Source organism: Porphyromonas sp. COT-108 OH1349, assembly GCF_000768755.1.
Classification (GTDB): domain Bacteria; phylum Bacteroidota; class Bacteroidia; order Bacteroidales; family Porphyromonadaceae; genus Porphyromonas_A; species Porphyromonas_A canoris.
The window spans coordinates 268967-292222 of sequence record NZ_JRAH01000034.1; the positions used below are offsets into that span (position 1 = coordinate 268967).

The 23256-nt window shown below is 43.2% G+C and carries 15 protein-coding genes; 5 read left to right on the forward strand and 10 right to left on the reverse strand.

Annotation, left to right across the window (positions count from 1 at the left end; genetic code table 11):
• Position 1 precedes the first annotated feature (1 nt).
• Entirely contained in the window at positions 2-1003 is a 1002-nt protein-coding gene (locus JT26_RS08940; protein WP_036848959.1) for a malate dehydrogenase, read from the reverse strand.
• A 191-nt stretch (positions 1004-1194) separates the two neighbouring features.
• On the opposite strand from JT26_RS08940, the gene JT26_RS08945 reads away from it, so the two are divergent.
• From JT26_RS08945 to JT26_RS08965, 5 genes are all read left to right on the forward strand, one after another.
• Positions 1195-3621 carry a DUF5686 family protein gene (locus JT26_RS08945; protein ID WP_036848964.1) on the forward strand — a complete coding sequence of 809 codons (2427 nt, stop codon included), beginning with the start codon at positions 1195-1197 and terminating at the stop codon, positions 3619-3621.
• Positions 3622-4443: 822 nt separating this feature from the next.
• A complete protein-coding gene (locus JT26_RS08950; protein WP_036792322.1) occupies positions 4444-4863 on the forward strand; it encodes a hypothetical protein in 420 nt (139 codons plus the stop codon).
• 152 nt (positions 4864-5015) lie between these two features.
• Complete coding sequence (locus JT26_RS10285; RefSeq protein WP_052110492.1) at positions 5016-6527, forward strand: efflux RND transporter periplasmic adaptor subunit; 1512 nt, start codon at positions 5016-5018, stop codon at positions 6525-6527.
• Positions 6528-6551: 24 nt separating this feature from the next.
• Complete coding sequence (locus JT26_RS08960) at positions 6552-9647, forward strand: efflux RND transporter permease subunit (protein WP_036849187.1); 3096 nt, start codon at positions 6552-6554, stop codon at positions 9645-9647.
• Complete coding sequence (locus JT26_RS08965; RefSeq protein WP_052110493.1) at positions 9644-10828, forward strand: TolC family protein; 1185 nt, start codon at positions 9644-9646, stop codon at positions 10826-10828. The genes JT26_RS08960 and JT26_RS08965 overlap by 4 nt, the downstream gene beginning before the upstream one ends.
• A 126-nt stretch (positions 10829-10954) precedes the next feature.
• Here the strand turns inward: JT26_RS08965 and JT26_RS08970 are convergent, their stop codons facing one another.
• The 9 genes from JT26_RS08970 to JT26_RS09010 all read right to left on the reverse strand — a co-directional run bounded on the left by JT26_RS08970 (position 10955) and on the right by JT26_RS09010 (position 23236).
• Positions 10955-12181, reverse strand: coding sequence for a nucleoside permease (locus JT26_RS08970; protein ID WP_036848966.1), 1227 nt, complete (start codon positions 12179-12181; stop codon positions 10955-10957).
• Between the two features lie 100 nt (positions 12182-12281).
• The gene (locus JT26_RS08975; RefSeq protein ID WP_036848967.1) at positions 12282-13742 is read right to left on the reverse strand and encodes a DUF4270 domain-containing protein; all 1461 of its coding nucleotides are present in this window, start codon (positions 13740-13742) and stop codon (positions 12282-12284) included.
• Between the two features lie 46 nt (positions 13743-13788).
• A complete protein-coding gene (locus tag JT26_RS08980; RefSeq protein ID WP_036848968.1) occupies positions 13789-14592 on the reverse strand; it encodes a glycogen/starch synthase in 804 nt (267 codons plus the stop codon).
• Positions 14593-15139: 547 nt separating this feature from the next.
• A complete protein-coding gene (gene trxA, locus JT26_RS08985) occupies positions 15140-15454 on the reverse strand; it encodes a thioredoxin (RefSeq protein WP_036792335.1) in 315 nt (104 codons plus the stop codon).
• A 120-nt stretch (positions 15455-15574) separates the two neighbouring features.
• Positions 15575-19222 carry a DNA polymerase III subunit alpha gene (gene dnaE / locus JT26_RS08990; RefSeq protein ID WP_036849191.1) on the reverse strand — a complete coding sequence of 1216 codons (3648 nt, stop codon included), beginning with the start codon at positions 19220-19222 and terminating at the stop codon, positions 15575-15577.
• Positions 19223-19249: 27 nt separating this feature from the next.
• Positions 19250-21256 (reverse strand): NAD-dependent DNA ligase LigA, encoded by a 2007-nt coding sequence (ligA, locus tag JT26_RS08995; RefSeq protein ID WP_036848972.1) that lies wholly within the window; start codon positions 21254-21256, stop codon positions 19250-19252.
• A 2-nt stretch (positions 21257-21258) separates the two neighbouring features.
• Positions 21259-22182: a DUF4296 domain-containing protein gene (locus JT26_RS09000; protein ID WP_036848974.1), complete on the reverse strand. Its 924-nt coding sequence runs from the start codon at positions 22180-22182 to the stop codon at positions 21259-21261.
• On the reverse strand, positions 22154-22828 hold the full coding sequence (locus tag JT26_RS09005) for a lipoprotein signal peptidase (RefSeq protein ID WP_036848984.1): 675 nt from the start codon (positions 22826-22828) through the stop codon (positions 22154-22156). Before JT26_RS09005 ends, JT26_RS09000 begins: the two co-directional genes overlap by 29 nt.
• Before the next feature lie 18 nt (positions 22829-22846).
• A complete protein-coding gene (locus JT26_RS09010) occupies positions 22847-23236 on the reverse strand; it encodes a TraR/DksA C4-type zinc finger protein (protein ID WP_036792346.1) in 390 nt (129 codons plus the stop codon).
• Positions 23237-23256: the final 20 nt, after the last annotated feature.

Here is a 23256-nt window from a genome sequence, read left to right on the forward strand (position 1 = left end):
ATTACTTGATATTGGGGTTAAGTTCGTTCCACTTATCAAGAGCAGGGAGGATACCCATAGCGATAACTTGATCTCTCAATTCGCACAAGTGCTTGTAGCTGCTTTGCAGTTCAGCCATCTCTTCCGGAGTACCCTTTGTTTCCTTATATACCACACCATTTTTGGTGATGTCTGTTTCCATAGCCATCATGATATGGTCGAATCCTTGAGTAGAAACGTAGCATCCGGAAGGCCAACGGAAAGCTTCTCCGCCCATAGCCGCACGAATCATCTCTATTGAAACGTAAGAAGGGCTTTGGAAAGAAGAGCGTCCACGAAGCTTAATGATATTGGCTCCACCTTTTACCACACGTTCTCTTAGAGCAGCCCAAGCTTCATTTGTAAGCTTATCTGTGCCGATAAGATCGGTGAGAGGAGTGCCTTGAACCTTTGCAGTAGATGCAAATACTGCCATTTGCTCTCCGTGTCCACCATAGGTACGTGGGTTGGTTACCTCGCTTTGCATGATGCCGAAGTGCTTAGCCAATTCGCTTTGAAGTCTTGTAGAGTCGAGACCTGCAAGGGTAGTTACCTGAGTTGGCTTGAGTCCTGAGTGAACCAAAGTAACAAGACCGGTAATATCTGCAGGGTTGAAGATGATGACAACATGGTCAACATCCGGACAGTACTGCTTGATGTCTTTACCCAATTGAGCTGCGATCTCTGCATTACCCTTCAAAAGATCTTCTCTTGTCATGCCATCCTTTCTTGGTGCTCCACCTGAAGAAACGATGTACTTGGCTCCGGTAAATGCTTCCTTAATATCTGTGGTGTAGGTGATATTGATTCCTTCAAATCCGCAGTGCCTCAACTCTTCTGCTACACCCTCCAATCCAAGAGCAAATGGATCGAACAAACATAGGTTCGGAGTAAGCTTCATCATAGCTGCTGTTTGTGCCATATTTGAGCCGATCATACCGGCAGCACCAACGATTACGAGTTTGTCTTGTGTCAAAAATGCCATAATTATAAATGTTGTATAAGTGTTTATTGTGTTCCTTCTTTGTGTCGACTTTTATTTCTTCTCCCACAAAGATAATCCATTAAAACGGTATTTCTATGGTCAAGAAGCCTAATATAGATAAAAATATATGCAAAAAGCAGAAACTATTACTTATTGAAGAATAAAAAGAAATAGCCTATTTTTGTAATCGAATGAGTTATAACAGAATAACATATTTACTGCTTTTAGCGGTTTTCTTGCTTTTAGGATTAAAGCCTGTGAGGGCTCTTGCCGGAGGCACACTGCTTATCCCGGATAGAGTGGAGCATATCCCGATGCAAGATAGCACTTCTATCATACATAAGCAGGCAGGTGTATGGAAAACGCCGGATGTTATTGTTGTAGCAAAAAGAGGGAAGTATCAGGCAAAGAATAATCCTGCAGTGATTCTCTTGGACAGCATTCAGAGCAAGCATAGACAGAGACTGCTGTTGGTGGATGATGTTCAAATCTATTCTGCCAAGAGATATGAAAACCTTACTCTCTGCCTTTCCAACTTCAACTTGAACAACAAGTTGATGAACAAAGCTCTTCCATTCTTCCAGAAATATGTGGAGAGATCTGTTTTTGACAGGTCGTACATCTTGCCTCTATCTGTCAGAGAATCTGTTACAGCAGTAGGGACAGACATCAAAAAGTCTAAGAAAAACGAGGTCGTACTCTACAGAAACACGCTCGGAGTGGATCAAGACATAGATGATGGTACTATGACCAAAAGCCTTGACGAGATGTTTCCAGACATGGATATCCATGCCAGCTACATAAAACTGCTGAACAACAGATTTGTTTCCCCGATAGGCTCTCAAGGAACCAAGGCATACAAATATTATATAACGGACTCTCTGGTCAATGACCAAGGGGATAGCCTTCGGGTATTGAGCTTCTATCCTTTTACGCCACAGGCATTCAATTTTACGGGAAGTGTTATCGTTAATACGACCAAAGACTATACCATAGAGAGGTGCGAGCTGGAAGTGCCGGAGTATATCAACCTCAATTTTGTAGAAAAGCTCCGAATAGAGATAGACTACATGGCTCTTGAGAATGGACTTATAGTGCCCAAAACGGAAAATATGTACTCTCAAATGTCGCTTTTTCACCGACTATTGAAAGTATACAGCATTCATAACAGAATGTACGATAACCATGCATGGAATCCTCCGGACTCTATCGTCCTGAATACTCCATCTCGATATATAGATCTTTCAAATACTGATGCCGCAGTGGCTTTAGATAGTACTTATGTTGCGGATCGCAGGCTTCTGTCCACGAACGAGGGGCTTAAATCGTTTTTGGATGAGATGAAAGAGATTTCGTTTTATCGCTTCGTCTTCGGCACGATAGATACTTTTGCTTCCGACTATCTGAGAACACGCTATCGAAAAGATATGCTCTTCGGCGGAAGTAAATTCAATTTCGGTCCCATTTCGAGCTTTGTGTCTACCAATGCGATAGAGGGATTGAGACTCAGGATAGGGGGACAGACAACCGGCTATCTGTTTTCAAACTTTTTCCTTGACGGCTTTGCAGCTTATGGCTTCAAGGACAAGCAGTGGAAGTATTCCATATCTTCCTCATACTCTTTTACGGATAAAAAGTACAATCTGAACGAGTTCCCCAAGCACGATATTACCATTACGAGCGAACGGGATCTGCATACTCCGGGACAGATATACTCCAGTTCCAGCAAAGATAATCTGCTAAACAGCTTGGGCTCTGCCTATCTCACAAACAGATCTTACCGCAATGCGGCCAAAGTGAGTTATAGGAAAGACTGGTTTTCCGGACTCTCTCTCCGAGCGGAGTGGACGAAAGTAAAAGATACTCCCACCGGTACATATCGTTATCTGAAAATATTACCGGACTCCACATTGGAGATAGTACCTCACATTCAGGATGTCAAACTGGGTATTCATCTAAAGTATGCACCGGGTAGCAAGGTGTATGAGGGAGCTTCCAGAAATCCGGAAAAGGTGAGAATTTCCATGGATATTCCGGAGATACTATTCAGCCATGAGACAGCCATTCCACGTATGGGCGGAGAGTATTATTACAATAGATCCGAGATTGCTTTGCAACAAAATCTATGGATTGGTCGCCTTGGGAATATAGACTATAAGATAGGTGCCGGTATTATTTGGAACCATGTGCCATTCCCGATGCTCTTTTCACCGCCTGCCAACTCCTCATTCGAGTTTTACTCTCATGCGTTCCAGCTTATGCGCCCATTGGAGTATGTTGCCGATGAGTACGCTTCTCTTTTTATGAGTTATCACATGAAAGGACTTCTTCTCAACAAGATCCCACTCATCAAAGAGCTTAAACTTAGGGAAGTGTTGATATTTAACGGTATGTACGGCAATACAAGTAGACGCAACCATCCCAAGTATTCGGATGAAATTTTTATCACTCCACCCGAAACCACACCCATGTCTCATAAATGGTATGCAGAGTGTGGGGTGGGATTGGAGAATATTTTACGTATCTTGCGTGTGGATTTCTATTACAGAATAACCCCTTCTCGCCTCAAAGATTATAATGAATTTGGGTTCAAGATGAAGCTGCAGTGGGAGTTTTAGTTCCTGTATATCAGTCTTATTCTTCTTTATTCTTCCGACAGGAAAACTCTGTAAATCGGGGCAGATACATGCTTTTTCTAAAAAGAGACAGGGGCATCCTGTCCTCTTGGCTTTTTTATTCAACTATAGAGAGTGTATTTTTATATATTCCATCCCGAAGATTTTCCCCATAATACGGCTCTCTATTTTGATCTTTCCTCTTGTTTTTAACGCCCAATCGAATTGTTAAAATTGGCTTGATTCTTCACACAAATTAGGCAATTCTGGTAAGTGAAAAGTGTGAATAGGGATAGTCGATCGGCTAAACGTGTTTAATTTTTCAGTAAACACGTTTAGTGATTTCATTAAACACGTTTATCGAATTCACTTAATACGTTTAGATTTTTGGTTTAATGTATTGATAATTAGATGTTTATGATATTTTCTTGATTGGATGACCATTTTTTATGTATATTCTTAGTTAGGATTTATTCACACTAAAATGGTATAAATTTCAACTATATTAACGCAAAAACAGCCCATGAAAACAACCAAGAGGAGAGTTGATCAAAAATTTGAGATTTTGATAAAGTGTTTATTATAAGAGTTTTATGAGAAATCTGTTTTTCCGAGTAAGCTGCAAAAGCAAGAAAAGAGAAAGAAAATAAGGGAAAGAGGTGCAGTACTTTTATATAAAAACATCTTTGACTTTTGCTTCAAAAGCAGGAATGATTTTAGAAAATGGTGTTGTTTTGAATAAATAGAAGGAGCCGGATAAAATTGTTGCTTTATTTGGATATAAATTGTTACTTTTGCCCTATACGTTGTGCAGATTTCATCTTTATGATAGACAGACGCATCATATTAGTGACTTTGATTACCGGTATTTTCGTGCTGGTGCACTCTTTGGCCCCTCATCTTCACTTGAATGAGCACTTCGTATCTGTAACATCTATTGTAGGCGAACAGAAGCGTACACATACACACGGAGACGATTGTTCTCACAGCGATGGGAGAGCGGAAGAGTGTTTGGTGAAAGATGCTTATGTGGCTTCATCCAGAAGCGTCAATGATGCCGATCAGATTCCGGAACCGGTTATTTTAGACCTAAGTTTCGGGGTAGCGTTTCTTTTGAATGGCATAGAGATAGATGGTGCAGCAGCTTTTCCTGTCCGAACATTACTATTTAATCCTTACGTAAAGTACAAGCTCTCAGAAGCTGTACTGCCTGTCTCCGGTTTACGCGCCCCTCCCGTTTTATAGATCTGTCGAGTCCGGATATTTTCTGAGACTTTATCTTTCTTTCTGCCATCCGTATGGCGAGAAAGAGGGTTACGTTATATACTTCTGTCCGAATATATTCTCATGTTATCGGAAGAGGAAGTCCTGTAAAACCTATAAACAGATTCTATAAAATGAGACGATATACCATAATATTATCTCTGCTCCTTACTATAATCTTTTCAGGATGTGGAGCAAAAAAAGATGCCGAGAAAGAGGAACATACGCACGATGAAGTGCTTCAGCTTACGGCATATAACGACCATTACGAGTATTTTATCGAAGCCACACCATTTGCTAAAGGAAAAGCCTCCAATATAACCATTTATGTTACTCAACTTTCAGACTTTAAGCCATTAGAGTCGGGAAAGATAACCGTTAGCCTTATTGGTGAGGCGATGGAGACCGTAAAACAGGAAGTCGAAGCTCCTCAAAGTCCGGGGATATTCAAGCTGAAGCTTGCCCCATCAACAGCAGGAAAAGGAGCTTTGTTAATAGAAATGATTGACGGTAAAGGAGAACAGCAGCCAACCCGAACACCGGAAATAGTCGTATTTAACAATCTTCATAAAGCACAACATGCAGCTGCAGATCTTGTCATAACCAGTTCCAACGGCGTGGCTTTTACTAAAGAGATGAGTTGGAAAATAGGCTTTTCGACAGAAGTGTGCAAGAAAGAGCAGTTTGGACAGGTGATAAAGACCATGGCTCAAATAGAACCGGCACAAGGCGAAGAGCGTGTTATCGTGGCAAAGAACAGCGGTATCGTTTCCATTCCATTCGGGGATATGGTGGAGGGGAAATCTGTCTCTTCCGGACAGACACTGCTTTACGTAGAAGGGGGAGAATTGGTAGATAATAACCTTGCCGTACGTTACCGAGAAGCTGAGAGCCAATATGCGCTGGCAAAAAGGGAATATGAGCGCAAACTCACTCTTGCCGAAGACAATATCGTTACGGAGAGCGAACTTCTTCAAGCCAAATCGGAGTACGAGACAGCAGAAAGTATCTTTGATAACTTAAAGAAAAACTGTTCCGGTAATCGCAGAGCCGTAACTGCTTCAATATCCGGATACGTAAAGCAACTCATGGTTGCCGGTGGAGAGTATGTGGAAGAGGGGCGTCCCATCATGACTATCTCTCAGAATAAAAATCTGTTTATTCGGGCAGAGATACCCTCAAAATATTATCCTTATCTCGGAGATATCTCTGCAGCTCATTTCAAAAAGCTGAATGATGAAAAGACATACACGCTTGAGGAATTGGATGGTAGTCTGGTCTCTTACAGCCGTTTTGTCAATACCGAAAACCCTGTGGTATCAACGCTGTTCCGCGTAAAGAATATTGCCGATCTGCTTCCCGGTTCTTTCATAGAGATGTACATCCGTACAAGAGGTCAGGAAGAAGTTCTCACCATCCCCAATGAGTCTCTCATAGAAGAGATGGGAAACTTCTTTGTTTATCTGCAACTTACACCGGTTCTGTTTGAAAAAAGAGAGGTGGAGACAGGAAGGAAAGATGGCTTGAGAACGGAGATCGTTCGAGGTCTCTCCGAAGGAGATAGAGTGGTGGCACGTGGAGCTGTTTTGGTAAAGCTGGCACAAGCATCCGGATCAATAGACCCTCATGCCGGTCATTTGCACTAAAAAGAAAGGAGGATAGTGATGAATATTATAGATAATATAATCCGATTCTCTTTGAAGAACCGGTTGGTTATCTTACTCGCTTCGGTGCTTCTCATAATAGGAGGTATCTACTCATCGGGAAAGATGGATGTGGATGTCTTTCCGGATCTTACGGCTCCTACCGTTGTCATCATGACCGATGCTCAAGGAATGGCAACAGAAGAGGTGGAGCGCCTTGTTACTTTCCCCATAGAGACGGCTGTGAACGGAGCAACAAATGTGCGAAGAGTCCGTTCTGCCTCCTCTTATGGTTACTCTTTTGTCTGGACGGAGTTTGACTGGGGAATGGATATTTTCAAAGCCAGACAGATCGTGAGCGAGAAGATGGTTGCTTTGGGCGAGTCTCTGCCCGAAGGTATTACTCCGATTATTGCACCTCAATCCAGTATTATGGGGGAGATCCTCTTTATCGGTATGCAGGCAGACTCCACTTCCATGATGGATTTGCGGACATTGGCAGACTGGGTCGTAAAGCCGGCGATACTTGCCACCGGAGGTGTCTCACAGGTTACCATAATAGGAGGAGATCTCAAGCAGTATCAGATCTTTGCTGATCCTCAGAAGATGCATGCCTATGGTGTAACGATGTCAGAGCTGGAAGCCGTAGGAAGAAGCATGAGTACGAACTCTACCGGAGGAGTTGTGAGAGACTATGGTAACGAGTATGCCATCAGAGGTATTGCCCGAACAACCGATTTGGAAGAGCTTGGATCCACTCTTGTGAAGATGAATAACGGAAAACCGGTACTGCTTTCCGATGTCGCAGATGTGGTGATAGGCAGTGCCATCAAGATGGGATATGCTTCCCGAAATGCTACTCCGGCTGTCATTCTATCTGTTTCCAAGCAGCCGAACATCAATACGCTGAATGTAACAAGAAAGATTGAAGCCAATCTGAAAGAGATTCAAAAGTCTCTTCCGGCAGATGTAAAGCTGGATAGCCATATATTCCGTCAGGCAGATTTTATAGAGCGTTCGGTGAGCAATGTAGGTCGAGCGTTGTTGGAAGGAGCGATATTTGTGATTGTTGTACTGTTTATTTTCCTCAACAGCTTTAGGACTACGGTTCTCTCCGTCATTGCCATTCCTCTCTCTCTCCTTGGCACTCTTGTCGTGCTTTATCTTCTTGGATTGGATATTAACACGATGACGCTGGGAGGGATGTGTATAGCCATTGGTTCTTTGGTCGATGATGCCATAATAGATGTGGAGAATGTTTACAAGCGACTAAGGCAGAACCATAAGAAGCCAAAAGCCGAACGAGAACCGGTCTTTACGGTTGTCTTTGATGCATCTAAGGAAATACGTGCCTCTATTCTTAATGCAACATTCATAGTCATGGTTGCTTTCGTGCCTCTCTTCTTCCTTTCGGGGATGGAGGGTCGCATGCTCAAACCGCTTGGAATAGCGTATATTATTTCTCTTTTCATGTCTTTGGTTACTGCTATGACCGTAACACCTTTGCTTTGCAAGATGATCCTCTCAGGAGAAAAGTACCTTAAAAAGAACGAAAAAGACAGCTGGATCACTCGCAAACTCTCTGTCGGATACTTCAAAACTCTTTCATGGGTATTGGATAACAAAAAGAAAGTCGTGGCTTTCACGGTGGTCCTTTTTGTCGGAGCCATAGTGATATTCTCTCGAATGGGACAGAGTTTTCTTCCGGAGTTCAACGAAGGATCTGCGGTTATATCCGCCGTTGTCAAGCCGGGAGTATCGCTGGATGTGAACAACGAGATTGGTTCCATGATAGAACGATCATTATTGGAGATTCCGGAGGTAATCAGCACAGCCAGACGGACAGGAAGAGGAGAGTTGGACGAGCACTCACAGTCCACCAACGGAGCGGAGATCGATGTCAATTTCAAGCTTGACAAACGAAGCAGAGAAGAGCTCTTCAATGAAATGAGAGAACGCTTGGCGGGTATTCCCGGCATTGCAACCACGATAGGACAGCCGTTGGGACACCGGATAGATCACATGCTTTCCGGAACCAGAGCCAATATTGCGATCAAAATCTTCGGTACTGAGCTGAGCAGACTCATAATGTTGGGCAACCGGATCGAGAGTGTTATAGAGAAAATAGACGGAGTCGTGGATATTTCTGTGGAGCAGCAGACCGAGACACCGCAGTTACAGATCCGAGCCAATCGGGGGGCATTATCCAAATATGGTATAAGCATTGAAGAGTTCAACCGTTTCATCAAGCTGGCATTCTCCGGTGAGCAGCTTTCCGAAATCTATCAAGGACAGAGAAGCTTCGGAGTGGTATTAAGGCTGGACAAACGCTATACCTCCTCCATAGACGCCATAAAAGATGCTCTTATAGACACTGGATTCGGAGGAAAAGTTCCTTTGAGTGAAGTTGCAGAGATTGTATCCGCAGGAGGTCCGAGCAGTATTTCAAGAGAAAATGTACAGCGCAAGCTCGTTGTTTCTGCGAATGTCTCCGGACGAGACCTCAAAGGAGCAGTAGAAGAGATACGTACAGAGATAGAAAAAAGCACAATACTTCCGGAAGGTTATCGCATAGAATATGGAGGACAGTTCGAGAGTGCGCAGAGTGCCACACGGACTCTTCTGATCGCCACGATAGTCTCTCTCCTTGTCATCTTCTTGCTGCTTTTCGGAGAGTTTCAGAGTGTTTTGCTCTCCGCCATCGTACTGTTGAACCTGCCATTGGCACTTATCGGAGGCGTTCTTGCCATATTCTTTACCACCTCTATTGTAAGTATTCCTTCTATCATCGGCTTCATCACCCTGTTTGGGATAGCCACTCGCAACGGAATACTCCTCATCTCCAAGTACAAACAGCTGCAAGAGAAGCAGACACCGCTGCATGAAACAGTATTGAACGGTTCTATTGACCGCCTCAATCCTATCCTCATGACCGCCCTTACCTCTGCACTTGCGCTCATTCCGCTTATTCTCAGTGGAGACAAACCAGGTAATGAAATTCAGAGCCCTATGGCTGTTGTTGTGTTGGGCGGGCTTCTCACCTCTACTCTTCTCAACATCTATCTCATGCCGATAGTGTACGAATGGTTCGCACAAAGAAAACAAAAACAGAACGCACAATGAAGACAAAAATACAGACCCTGATATTACTCCTATCTCTTACTGCTGCACCTCTCCTTGCGCAAGACATATACACTCCTGTGCTTAGGCAGATAGAGCAGAACAGCAAGAAGCTCAAAACGCTCCAACGGCAATATGAAGCCAAAAAAATCTCCAATAAGACCGGGCTTACTCCTGCCAATCCGGAAGTGGAATGGGGCTATTTCAGAGGCAGGCCTGCAGAACTGGGAGTGCGTCAAGAGATCATCGTAAAGCAGACACTGGACTTTCCAACCGTTTATCTGTATAGGAAAAATCTCTCCGACAGACAGAATCGCACGGCTCACTACCAATACCTCACGGAGAAGATGGAGCTGATGTTCGCAGCCAAATCACTTTGCATAGAACTCGTTCGCTACAATGCTCTTCTCGCGCTATACGATAGGATCTTGAACAATGCACGTCGGATAACCACCGCGTACGACAGAATGAGTAAAGCCGGCAGCGTCAATGTCCTTGAATACAATAAAGCCATTCTCAACCTCACCAATGCCGAAAACAAGCTCAAGCTCCTGAATCTGGAGCGAGATCGACTCCTTTCCGAACTTGCCGTACTCAATGGGGGAGAAGCACCGGAGTTTGCCATTGACTCCTATCCTGCTCCCGAAGAGATGCCGGACTTTGACATTTGGTACACGGATGCACAAGCCAATAGTCCGCTTCTGCTCACACAAAAAGAGCAAGAGCACGTTGGCGAGCAGCAGCTTAGGCTCACTCGCTCCGAGACTCTTCCAAAGCTTTCCGTCGGATACTTGGGAGAGTTTCTTACCGGAGAGCGGTTCCAGGGCATCACCGTGGGAGTCTCCATTCCTCTCTGGGAGAATAAAAACCGCATTCGTCAAGCCAAGGCGGAGCTTCTTGCGGCACGTGCAGAAACTGAAGAGAGTCGTACTCAGCACCAACGCCACTATCGCAACCTCTATGACAGAGCCAAAGTGCTGCGACAAAATTTAGACCGCTACAACGCTGTACTGGTCAATAATCGTAACGATGCCCTGCTCTTCAAGGCATACGACAACGGAGAGATCTCCCTGCTTACCTACCTCTTGGAGGTTGAATACTTCTTTGAAGCCTATGAAGAGAAACTGAATATGGAGCGAGACCTTGCGCTTGTACAAGCCGAACTCACTGCGCATCGTCTCTGAACTCCTCTTCGTTTCTGTTTCATACTACATAAGAAAAGCTCTCCGATAAGCATCGTAACGCTTATCGGAGAGCTTTTTTAAGGCACGTAATCTGAGCAAGTGTCGCTCAGTAATAGGAAAGAGAGGTTACTGCTCGTGTTTATATTTGAATAGAAAAGCAAACAGGACGGCAACAACGGCAGAATAAGCTGCAAATATGTACCAGGAGTTGGGATAACCGAACTGATCCACCACGTATCCTGCGGCATAGGATCCTATTGTTGCACCCAGCCCGTTTGTCATAATGATGAATACTCCCTGTGCACTGGAACGTATGGAGGTATCGGTCTTTTTGTCCACGTATAACGAGCCGGAGATGTTGAAGAAGTCGAAAGCAATGCCATAGACAATCATAGATAGGACAAGGAGCCACACTCCGTTGCCGGGATCGCCCAAGCCTAACAAGGCAAAGCGAAGAGACCAAGCCACCATGCTCATGAGCATCACGATCTTAATGCCATATCTCTTGAGGAAGAATGGTATGAGAAGGATGCAGAGTGTTTCGGATGTTTGTGAGATAGCGATGAGTACTCCCGAATATTTCACTCCAAAGGTATCGCCGAACTGTGGCATTGATCCGAAGAAGTTGGTCAGATAGTCATTTGCAAAGCCATTTGTGATTTGCAGGGAAACGCCCAAAAACATAGAGAAGATGAAAAATATTGCCATCTGTTTCTCTTTGAACAGGGCGAATGCACGTAAGCCCAACAAGTCCACCCACGATTTTTTGTCTTTGCTTTTGGATATCGAGCACTTTGGAAGAGTTAGGGAATAGAGAGCCAATATTATGGAGAGTGCTCCGGAGAATATAAGCTGATTGGCATTGGTCTTGAAGCCTAACAGATCCACAGCCACCATTGCAATGATAAAGCCGATGGTTCCCCAAATCCGTATTGGCGGGAACTCTTTGACGGTATCGAGATTGGCATTGTTCAATGCCGAGTATGCAACAGAGTTCGATAGAGCTATGGTTGGCATATAGAACATTACGCTCAATAGGATTATCGGGTAGAGTGTTTCATAGGATGTCATTCCGGCTGCTAAGAACATAAAACCTCCTCCTAACAGATGTGAGATTCCCATAAGCTTTTCTGCCGGAATCCATCTATCTGCTATGATACCCATAATGGCCGGCATAAACAGCGAAGCAATCCCCATTGTGGCATAAAAACTTCCTATTTGCAGTCCGGTAAAGTGTAGTGATCCTCCCAAGTATGCGCCTAAGGAGATCAACCATGCCCCCCAGATTGCATACTGCAAAAAGTTCATTAAGATAAGTCTGAACTTTAAGTTTGATACTGATGAATTATTCATTTCTATATGACTCTTTAGAATAAGAGAGGATTACCCGGAGCATCAGCCCGTAGTATCCTCTCTTTTGTTTTTATTGTTTCTTTTTTGTTTTGCTGCTATATCACTTGTTTGTCGTCTTCCGCTCCGAGTAAATGATGCGCAAGTTCTTTCCGTTCTTACTGTGTTTGAGTCGGAGACCGGTTGGTTTCAAGAGATTGCTTATGCTTAAAGTTACAGGATTGCTGCTGTTAGGGTCAGATAACGCTCTCTCTACCGGGAGTACCCATACCTTTAGATCTTCATTGGGGGTGTCCTTGATGTGCTTGTTGATAAGCTTTGATATGTTTGAAAAGCTGTAGCTTGTAGATGCCGAGCTGTAAATCTGACTTAAAAACGTAGTATAAGCTTCTGTCAATTCTGTCTCTCTTCTGCTGAAGAATGAAGCGACAGAGTCTTTAGGCAACATCAAAAGATAGGTCGGAGCAGAAAGATGATAGACTCCATTGTCGTTCGGGTCTGCGGTAAGAGTAAACGGAACAGACTCCAATGCTCTCTCATAGCCGGCATTGCCCTCCTTGAGAAGAGCTTGGATTGCTTTCGTCGGGAAGGTAATTTCCGTAACCACTCCTGCCGGAGATTTGAGATTCGTGTAGTACTCATCCGGATTACCGCTCAGCGTAGTCTTGCCAAGTAGGGATGAAAGATCCGCATGATGAAATCTTGCGATCTGCGAAACCTCCGGAGTAAGTATCAGTTCTTGATCCTTTACCAAGTGTACAAGTGAGTCCGTCTTCTTTGAAGACTGAACAATGGTATCTTTGGTATAATACATCGTAAGAGCAGTACGATAGACGCGCAACATACTACCGGATCCGGCTTGAACGGTCAGATGCATTCCCGGAAAGTATTTATTAAACGCCTCTTGCGAAGAGAATATCGGGTCATTCTTTACGCTCCGATCGTATATGTCTTGTCCCAATTTGTTATCCACCGGAATAGATACAGACATGATTGTTACCTTATCTTGTCCGGAGCCGATAACGATTCGGGAGTTGCCCACAGATGGAAGAAAAGAAGACTCTCCCAATTTTTCAAAAGGCCCGTACTGGTCTATGTTTCCAACGGAGTAGTGTTCAAAAGGAATTGTCTTCCCCAACTTATATGCGGCAATAGTAAGAGGAGCCAAAGAGTCTCCGTCATAGGAGGTATAGTAGAGCGAAACTCTTGTGGAGTCTATGCGTCCTTTTTCGGGAATGTCAGAGAACTTCAAACCCTTTGGAGCGTACAACTGGCAGAGATAATCGCTGCTTACACTCTTGAAATACTCATCGGGCAGATGTCCTATAAAGCTGAAAGGACTTGATACCAATATCTTATTGAATCCGTCTTCATCTTTTGCGCCATTTGTTTTGACATCAAAAGGAACAGTTACTGCATCCAATGAAAACTGTGCCGAGTAGGTCTTTATCTTAGAGTCGTCGGGTTGAAGCTCTATTCCGAGAGCATTCCTTGGTTCATCACAAGAAGCAACGGAGACCAAAAGACCTACGCTACAAAGGAGAAACGCTATAAGTTTCTTCATATTACTACCATTTTTCATGTTTACTGATATTAGACAGAGCCGATCTTTAGATCGTGTCGTAGAATGCAACAACCTTGTCCACCAGATCGTTTTCTCCTTCAAATCGGGTATATGGTACACTCTCTTGTTTTAGAACCTCTTCTATTTCTGTACCCTTTTGAGCTTCCATCGGTCCTAAAATCATACCATCAAGATTTTCGGTCATGAGCTTCACGAATGAAGAGAAGTTCAATCCCTCTTTTGTGATATGTTTAGACTTGATATTGTCGTACTTCAAGATCTCTTCCGTATCCTTTCCGTAAGGTATTTCAGGGGTATCTTCAAATAGAGAGAGTACCACCTTTGTATCTTTGAAAAGCGGATCGTCATGATACATCTTCTTGAGATACAAGACAGCCATGCCGGCAAACCAGCCTTGGCAATGCACAATATCGGGTACCCATCTGAGTTTTTTTACGGTCTCAAATACCCCTCTCGCAAAAAATATAGCTCTCTCCGTGTTGTTGTCATGCGGAAGTCCTTCCTCATTCAACACCCCTGTTTTTGTATCGAAGAGGTCTTTACTCTCGACAAAGTAGATTTGTATTTTTGCTGATGAAAGTGTTGCGACCTTCACTATCAAAGGATTATCGTGATCATTGATGTTCAGAAGCATTCCGGAAAGCCTTATCACTTCATGGAGTTGATTGCGACGTTCGTTTATGCTGCCATAGTTGGGCATAAATGTCCGTATCTCATGCTTTTTCTCTTGGATGCCTTGAGAAAGCTTTAATGAAAGTGTTGCTATTTCGGAGTTTTCAATATATGGAGTAATCTCTTGTGAAACAAAGAGGATCTTTCTCTTTCCCATATTCCTTTACTATCATTGGTTTATAGATTGTACAAAGATAATAGTTTTCAACGTCAAATTCAAATAAAAAGAGACCCACCGAGCGATGCATGCCATCTTTGAACGGCACTGCCATCCTTGAAAAAAAGGAGCTTAGGAGAGTCCCCGGATCGTTTTATGCCGAACACCATACCCGTTTAACGTTGGGGATCTGCCCGGAGATGCGGATGAGTAGAAAAGATGAAGTTGAAAGATGGTGGAATGGAGCTTTGCGTTGTTTTTTTTGAATACTGCCACAAAAAAGAATGAACGTGTATAAAGCTTTGTCCGAACCTGTTTATTATATCAAACCGAGTTTTGAATGCCATAAGTCGGACTTTGATTTTCAGAAATCAAACCTTGATGTTTACCAATCAAGGCTTGGTTTGCAACTCTGAACCTGTTAAACCAAACATATAAATATTTATATTCCGTTTTTTTAGTCGGTTTAGAGCAACAAAAAAGCCTTTACACAGCTTGGAAAAATTCCTTTCTGTGTAAAGGCTTATTGATCGGAGATCGAGTAAGATTACAGCAAAGCTTCCACTTTTTGCTGAAGAACTGCCTTACTTGCCGCTCCCACGTGGCGCTCTACCACTTCTCCGTTCTTGATAAACAGGATAGTAGGAATATTGCGAACGCTGAACTCTGCCGGTGTAGAGCTGTTTTCATCTACGTTCATCTTGCCAATGAGGACTTTGCCTTCGTATTCGGCAGCAAGCTCTTCGATGATAGGGGTTACCATTCTGCATGGTCCGCACCATTCTGCCCAGAAATCTATTACGATAGGCATGCTTTCTGCCACTTTTTGCTTGAAGTTGTCGTCTGTAAAGTTAAAAGCCATTACTGTTAAGTTTTTAAGGGTTCTTAGTATCAAAAAAAATCGTTTTCAGTATAAAGATAGGCATTTTACCGGTTTTGTTTCGGAATAAACACTCTACCATCTATCTTCTTAATGTCCCATCTATTTTTGTGCCAAAGTGAATTTAAGCTCTGCCTCTGTCAGGTAGTCCAATAGATCTGCCGAAATATTAAGCGGTCTTTCTACCTGCATTTTCAGCCTCACTTCGGCTATGGAGTCTACAAAATGAAAGTAGATATTGGTATCTCCCTCTTCGCATACCGTAAGAAGATCTCCTATTTCAGCTACAATCTCTTCCGTCAGATTGGTTATCGGAATCTCTATTTCAAGGTCGTACTTCAGATTGTCGTGGATGTTGTCCAAAGAAGTGATATTGACGATGTTGACAAAAGGCTTTTTGTTTTCACTTCTATAATGAGGCACATCCACCCGAATCTGGGCATAAATGTACATTCCTTCTACTCCGTAAGATGAAAATTTCGGGAAAGAGTCTCCGAAGAGAGCGATCTCGCCTTCTCCTTCAAAGTCTTGCACTTTGATGAAACCGCAAAGCTGTCCCTTCTTGGTATAGGCTTGTCGGAAACCTGTTACGACTCCTGCCATCGTCATCTCTTTTCCAACGAACTCATCGACGTGGTTCAGATCCAAAATGGATGAGTTGCAGAAGTGTTTGATCGTGATGGCATACTTGTCGAGAGGGGATGCAGAGATGGATATTCCCAAAAGCTCTCTCTCTTTCTTGAGTCTCTCTATATCGCTCCACTTGGGTGGATGGCTGTTCAGACACGGCTTTGCCATCTCTTGAAAGTCGCTATCCCCAAAGAGAGAGAGCTGCATGCTGTGTTTGTCCTGCTGCACTTTCTGTCCGTATCTGAATAGCTTTAGGAGGAACGTATCTTCGTCCCCAGGGACTTCCGGGACAACAAAATCCTCTCGGCTGTAATTGGAGAAAGAGTCGAAGCCTCCGGAGTAAACAATGGACTCCAAGGCTTTTCTTGTACAAGCGGAAAGGTTCACTCTCTCAAAGAAGTTGTAAATGTCCGTAAAAGGTCCGTTGGCTTCTCTTTCCGAAACTATCGCATGTACGGCAGACTTGGGCATCCCTTTTATTGCCTCCAATCCGTAGCGGATGTTGCCATCTTTGTTTACGGTAAACTTATGGTCGGACTCATTGACATCGGGACAAAGTACCTGAATACCCAGCTTCTGGCATTCGTCTATGTATTTGGTAACCTCGGTGGCGTTGTTTACGTTCCTGCTGAGCACACCTGCCATAAATTCCGGTGGGTAGTGAGCTTTCAGGTATGCCGTCTGGTAAGCCAAGTAGGCATAGCAAGTGGAGTGGCTTTTATTGAACGCATACGATGCGAACTTCTCCCAGTCTGCCCAGATCTTCTCCAATGTTTGGTTGGGATACCCTTTAGCCGAACCTCCTGCCATGAACTTGTCTTTGAGTGTCATCATCTTTTCGATGATCTTTTTACCCATAGCCTTACGAAGCTCATCGGACTGTCCGCGAGTAAAGTCGGCAATCTCACGGGACAGAAGCATCACCTGCTCCTGATAGACCGTAATACCATAAGTATTTGCCAAGTAACGCTCCATGCAGGGAAGGTCATAGGATATCTCCTCTTCGCCATGCTTGCGTTTGATGAAAGAGGGAATGTAGTCCATCGGTCCGGGACGATAGAGAGCATTCATCGCGATAAGGTCCTCAAAGCGAGATGGTCGCAACTCTTTCATATACTTTTGCATTCCGGCAGATTCAAACTGAAAGACGGCGGAAGTATTGCCTTTACAGAAGAGCTCAAAAGTCTTTGCATCGTCGAGAGGAATGGCATCAATGTCTATATCTATGCCATGTCTGCTCTTTATGTTCCTTAATCCTTCTTTGATGATAGAGAGTGTTTTGAGACCCAGAAAGTCCATCTTTATCAGCCCGGTCTCTTCTATGATATTCCCTTCGTATTGAGTTACGAGGATCTCTTCATCTATTTCTTTGTCGTAAGACGTCGCAATGGGTACAACATCCGAAATAGGGGACTGACCGATGATAATACCGCAAGCGTGAATACCGGTAGAGCGGACAGTCCCTTCCAATTGGATGGCATAATCTAAAGTCTCTCGTATCTTTTTATCTCCTTTGCCGTAAATTTCTGCAAGTTCCGGAACATGTTTGAGACTTGCCGTAATGTCTATCTTTTTTACGTCCGGAAGTCTTGCCGGAATCAGTTTTGCCAAATGATTACTCTCGGCAATAGAGACATTGGTTACTCTGGCAACATCTTTTATGGCACTCTTCGATGCCATTGTCTGGAATGTTATGATATGGGCAACGTTTTCCACACCATATTTTTCGGTAACCCACTTGATCACTTCAAATCTACCATCATCATCGAAGTCTATATCAATATCGGGAAGTGAGATTCTGTCGGGGTTTAGAAATCTTTCAAAAAGAAGGTCATACTTGATAGGGTCTATGTTCGTTATGCCAAGACAATATGCAACAGCAGATCCCGCAGCAGATCCTCTACCCGGACCGACAGCTACACCCATTGCGCGTCCTGCAGCAATGAAGTCCTGGACGATGAGAAAGTATCCGGGGTATCCCATGTTCTTGATCGTGTTCAACTCGAACTCAAGACGCTCTTTAAGTTCTTCCGAAAGATTTTCTCCGTATCGCTTTTGAGCACCGACGTAAGTGAGATGACGCAGGTAGTCGTCCGCATCTCTAAAGTTCTCCGGAATAGGGAAGTGGGGCATCAGAGGAGGATTGTCTATGGAGTAGATCTCTACTTTATCCAATATCTCCTGCGTATTGGTAAGCACAAAAGGAATATCCTGAAATATCTCACTCATCTGTGCTTGAGTCTTCAGCCACTCTTGCTTTGTGTATCTTAGGCGATTGGGATCGTCAAGAAGCTTTCCCATGCTTACGCAGATCAGTCTGTCATGGGCTTCTGCATTCTCTTCTCTTGCAAAGTGAACATCATTGGTCGCAATGACTTTAACTCCAACCTTTCTTGCTAAATCCAAAATATGTTTGTTTACACTCTCTTGTCTGAGGAAGGTTGTTCTATCTGCGGTTGGATCGTCCGTTTTGTGTCGTTGAAGTTCAAGATAGTAGTCGTCCCCAAAGATATTTTTGAACCAGAGGATGCTCTCTTCTGCTTCTTGCAGTTTATCTTGAGCGATAAGTCTCGGAATCTCTCCTCCAAGGCAAGCACTGCTGATGATAAGGCCTTCGTGATACTTTTCCAGAAGCTCTTTGTCTATTCTGGGGCGGTGGTACTTTCCCTCAGAGTAGGATATCGAAACCATTTTGATAAGGTTGTTATATCCTACTTTGTTTTTTGCAAGGACTATGAGGTGGTAGCCGCTTCGGTCAAACTCATTGTTTTGCTTGGATAGTCTGCCTCTTCTGGCACAGTAACACTCGCAGCCAAATATCGGAACAAACAGCTTTTTCTTTTCTTCTGCTATTTGGGATTCTATATTTGCTACATCTCCTCCATTTGAAATAGCATCATTAAGCTGCTCTTTAAGATTCTTGATATTTTTATTGATGGGAGAGTTGATCTTCTGAACATGGTTATAAAACTCCTTTATTCCAAACATATTTCCATGATCCGTGAGGGCAAGACCTCTTTGTCCATCTTCTCTTGCGGCTTCTACAAGCTGAGGGATAGAGGAAAGTCCGTCCAGGGTTGAGTAGAAAGAGTGAACATGAAGGTGTGTAAATGGATATATGTTATGGCTCATGGTGTTGATGAAGTTTTAATGGATGAGGCTCAGAAAATCGTCTTCGGAGATGATAGGGATATTGAGTTGGTTCGCTTTTTCTAACTTTTGTGGTCCCATATTCTCTCCGGCTATTACTTTGCTCGTTTTAGAGGATATGGAAGAGGCAACTTTCCCTCCATTTTGAGTGATAAGTTCTTTTATCTCATCTCTTGAGTGCGAAGAGAATGTTCCGCTGACAACAAAAGTCATTCCATCTAACTTGTTGGAAGTAATAGTTTGCTCCGAAGTCGTTTCTGCTTCAAGCTTGAGTCCTGCTGCTTTTAATCTGTTTATAAAACTTGTGTGTCTCTCCTCTTGAAAATAGCCTCTAATGGAACCGGCAACAATCTCCCCGATACCTTCTACCTCACAGAGAGAGTCGGTTGTCTGAATAGAGAGATTGTCAAGAGACTTGAACTTTTGTGCGAGAAGTTTTGCTGTCGTTTCCCCAACCTGAGGAATCCCCAAAGCATACAGCACCCTGTGGTAAGGAGTGCTTGCAGAGTCTTTTATGCTATCGTATAGTTTGAGAGCGCTACGTTCCTTGAAACCTTTGAGTTGGATAAGGTGCATGGGCGTGAGAGTATATAAATCCGATGCATCTTTCACCATGCCTTTACCATACAACTCCTTAATAGTCTCCGGACCAATGTTTATATTGAGAGCTTTTCTTGAGCAGAAGTGTTCTATTGAGTTTATGATTTGCGGAGGACATTCGGTAGAGTTGGGGCAGTAGATTGCTGCAACATCTTCTTTTCGTACCAAAGGAGTGCCACACTCCGGACAGTTAGATGGAAAAACAATAGGGGATGTCGCTCCATCATTCCGAAGATCGGTTCTTACTCCTACAATTTTGGGAATGATCTCGCCTCCTTTCTCTATTGCAACAATATCCCCAAGGCGGAGATCCATACTTTTGATATAGTCTGCGTTGTGCAGGGAAGCACGTCTGACGATTGTACCGGAAAGATGTAATGGATCCATTATCCCGACAGGCGTTACGGTACCTGTCCTTCCAACTTGGAACTCAACCCCGATAAGTTTAGACTCTTTTCTCTCTGCCGGATATTTATAGGCGATGGCCCATTTAGGAGATTTGGCTGTCAGTCCAAGCTCTTCTTGTTGTCTGATTTCATCTACTTTGATCACGATGCCATCTGTTGCAAATGGCAGATCATCTCGTTTGCTTTCCCAATGTTTGATAAACTCCAGAATCTCATCGGTACTACGACATACTTTTCCATGAGATTCCGTCTTAAAGCCGAGACTATGGAGCAATTTTATTCTTTCTGATATACTCTGGGGAAGAAAAGAAGCATCATCGGCATAGATGTAGTACATATACGCTTCAGGCTTTCTGTGCGCAACGAGTGCCGGGCTATATTGCTTAATCGTTCCGGATACTGTATTTCGAGGATTGGCAAATAGTTCTTCTCCTACTCTTGCTCTCTCCTCATTGATCTCCTTAAATCTTTTCCATGGAAGGATTATTTCTCCTCTTACTTCAATCCTTTCGGGTATTTTATTTCCGCTTCTCAGCTTTAGAGGAATGGAAGAAATGGCTTTAACAGACGAAGTAACATCTTCTCCCTGCTCACCATCTCCTCTGGTCAAAGCTTGTAACAATCGACCGTTTTCATAGATCACAGATATGGATATACCGTCTAGTTTCAACTCGACATTATATTCTATGGTATCTTCTTTTATTGTCTCCTTGACTCGGTTAGAAAAAGCAACTACGTCTTCAAACGAATAGGAGTTGGAAAGAGAAAGCATAGGCCTTGCGTGCTTAACCTTTACACCTTTTTCGGTTAAATCGCTTCCCACACGCTGAGTAGGGGAAAGAGGATCAAAAAACTCCGGATACTGTTTCTCCAAAGTTTCCAACTCTTTCATCAGAGCATCAAATTCGATATCCGAAATAGTAGGAACTCCAAGAACATAGTAGTTGTAGTTATGGTTATTAAGTTCTTCTCGGAGTTGTTCTATCTTTTCTTTCATGATTAGAGTTCTTTGGAGCCGGGTATCGAGTCTTTTATTTCAGATTCTTTAGGGATGCTGTCTGTACTTGTGTCTGCTGTTGGTATTGTATTAAGACTTCCGTTTTTATCTTCGGAAATATCTAACGTATCCGTCAGGTTCTCTTCCTTGAAGTGGTAAAAACGAATGGAGTCTATAAAAGATCTCAGAGCTTTTCTTTGAAGACTCTTTACTCCATCCCAATGAAACAGACCTATAAGTCTTGTTGCATTATTGAACAGTGTAGAGTCATAAGGAATGTCTATTCTATATTGCCCTGAAGGATGATTGTACAATGTATCTATCCGAACACTTTTCCGCTTTTCGGAAAAGATCAACCAAACCACTCTCAGACTATCTGAACGCTCTTCATTTGAGGGAGTGATAACATTAAAGGAAAAGCGTAACCCTTCATTATCTGCTCCTTTAGGAAAACTGTTGAAGAAGAACAGGCGTCTGAATATAGAGTGAGAAGTCGGAACCTCAAACTGTCTGGCATGAGTCCACAGATCATCTATTTTAGGAGCCAATCTGTCCAAAACATGAAGAGAATCCTGTTTGATCACTTTTAATAGAGCCTCTTCTGCTGCAAGCTCATTGGCAATCTTGTCATATATCGGATTAAGAAGATTCACATTCTTGGCGTACCAGACAAGAGACGAATCATATTGAGCCTGTGTAAGGTTGTGCTTGTCAAAAATACTTTGATAGTAAAGAACCTTAACGGAATCTTCTACGGATTCGGATCGTAAAATCTGTTCGGCGATGAATATATCCTTTGAAACTGCATAAAATTCATCGCTGTTGAGAACATATTTGGGTCTTGTCCGGCAACCAAATATGAGAATACTGCATAAGAATACAGAGAGAATGATGGTATTATACCTTCTCCTCAGTAGAGTCTTCATGTTTCTTAGATGATTCTATCAATCTTCCGAAAGACTTATAATACAGTGTGATGAGAAGTATTCCCCCGACGGAGATACAAGCGTCTGCTACATTAAAGATAGGACGGAAAAATATAAGCTCTTCTCCTCCAAAGAATGGAACCCAGCTTGGCCATACTGTCTGGATGATCGGGAAGTAGAACATATCCACCACTTTCCCGTTAAGCCAAGGGGCATATCCTCCTTCCGCCGGTAAAAATTGGGCTACCTGTCCGTGACTATGAGAAAAAAGCTGACCATAGAATACGGAATCTATTATGTTCCCAAAAGCTCCGGCAAATATGGCAGAGATTGTAAGTATAAACCCTAAAGAGTAACGAGGCTTCTCTTCATCGTAAGATTTTATAAGTCTTACAATGAGATAAAGGAGTCCCATCGAGGCTACAATCCTAAAGATGGTCAGTATATACTTATTAAAGAAATCCCAGCCAAAAGCCATTCCCGGATTCTCTGTAAAGTGTATATAAAACCACTTGGTTATCTCAATAGAGTCTCCAAGAGCCATATTAGTCTTGACCAGAATTTTTACAATCTGATCCACCACAAGAAGAAGGAGTATTAGTGATCCCACTATGATGCTCCTCTTCTTTTTTTCGCTTCCTATCATTATTCTTTATCTCCCGGTTTACTTCACTCCGCTATTCTTAGCTTCAATACTTAGTGTCGCATGCGGAACAGCCCTTAGCCGTTCTTTCGGAATAAGCTTTCCTGTTTCCCTACAAATGCCATAAGTTTTATTCTCTATCCTTACCAGAGCTGCCTGAAGATTCTGAATAAACTTGAGTTGTCTTTCAGCGAACATTGCAGACTCCTGCTTAGAGAGGATATTGGCGCCTTCTCCCATATTCTTAAATGTGAAAGAGGTGTCCGCGGTGTCATTGCTGTCCGAATTGTCAAGAGAAGAACGGTGCAGCTCATAGTCCTCTATGGCTTTTTCCAGTTTTTGAGTTATGATCTCCTTAAACTCCAAAAGCTCTTCATCCGAATACCTGGTCTTTTCAATTTTTTCACTCATAGCATTTAATGTATAAGAGG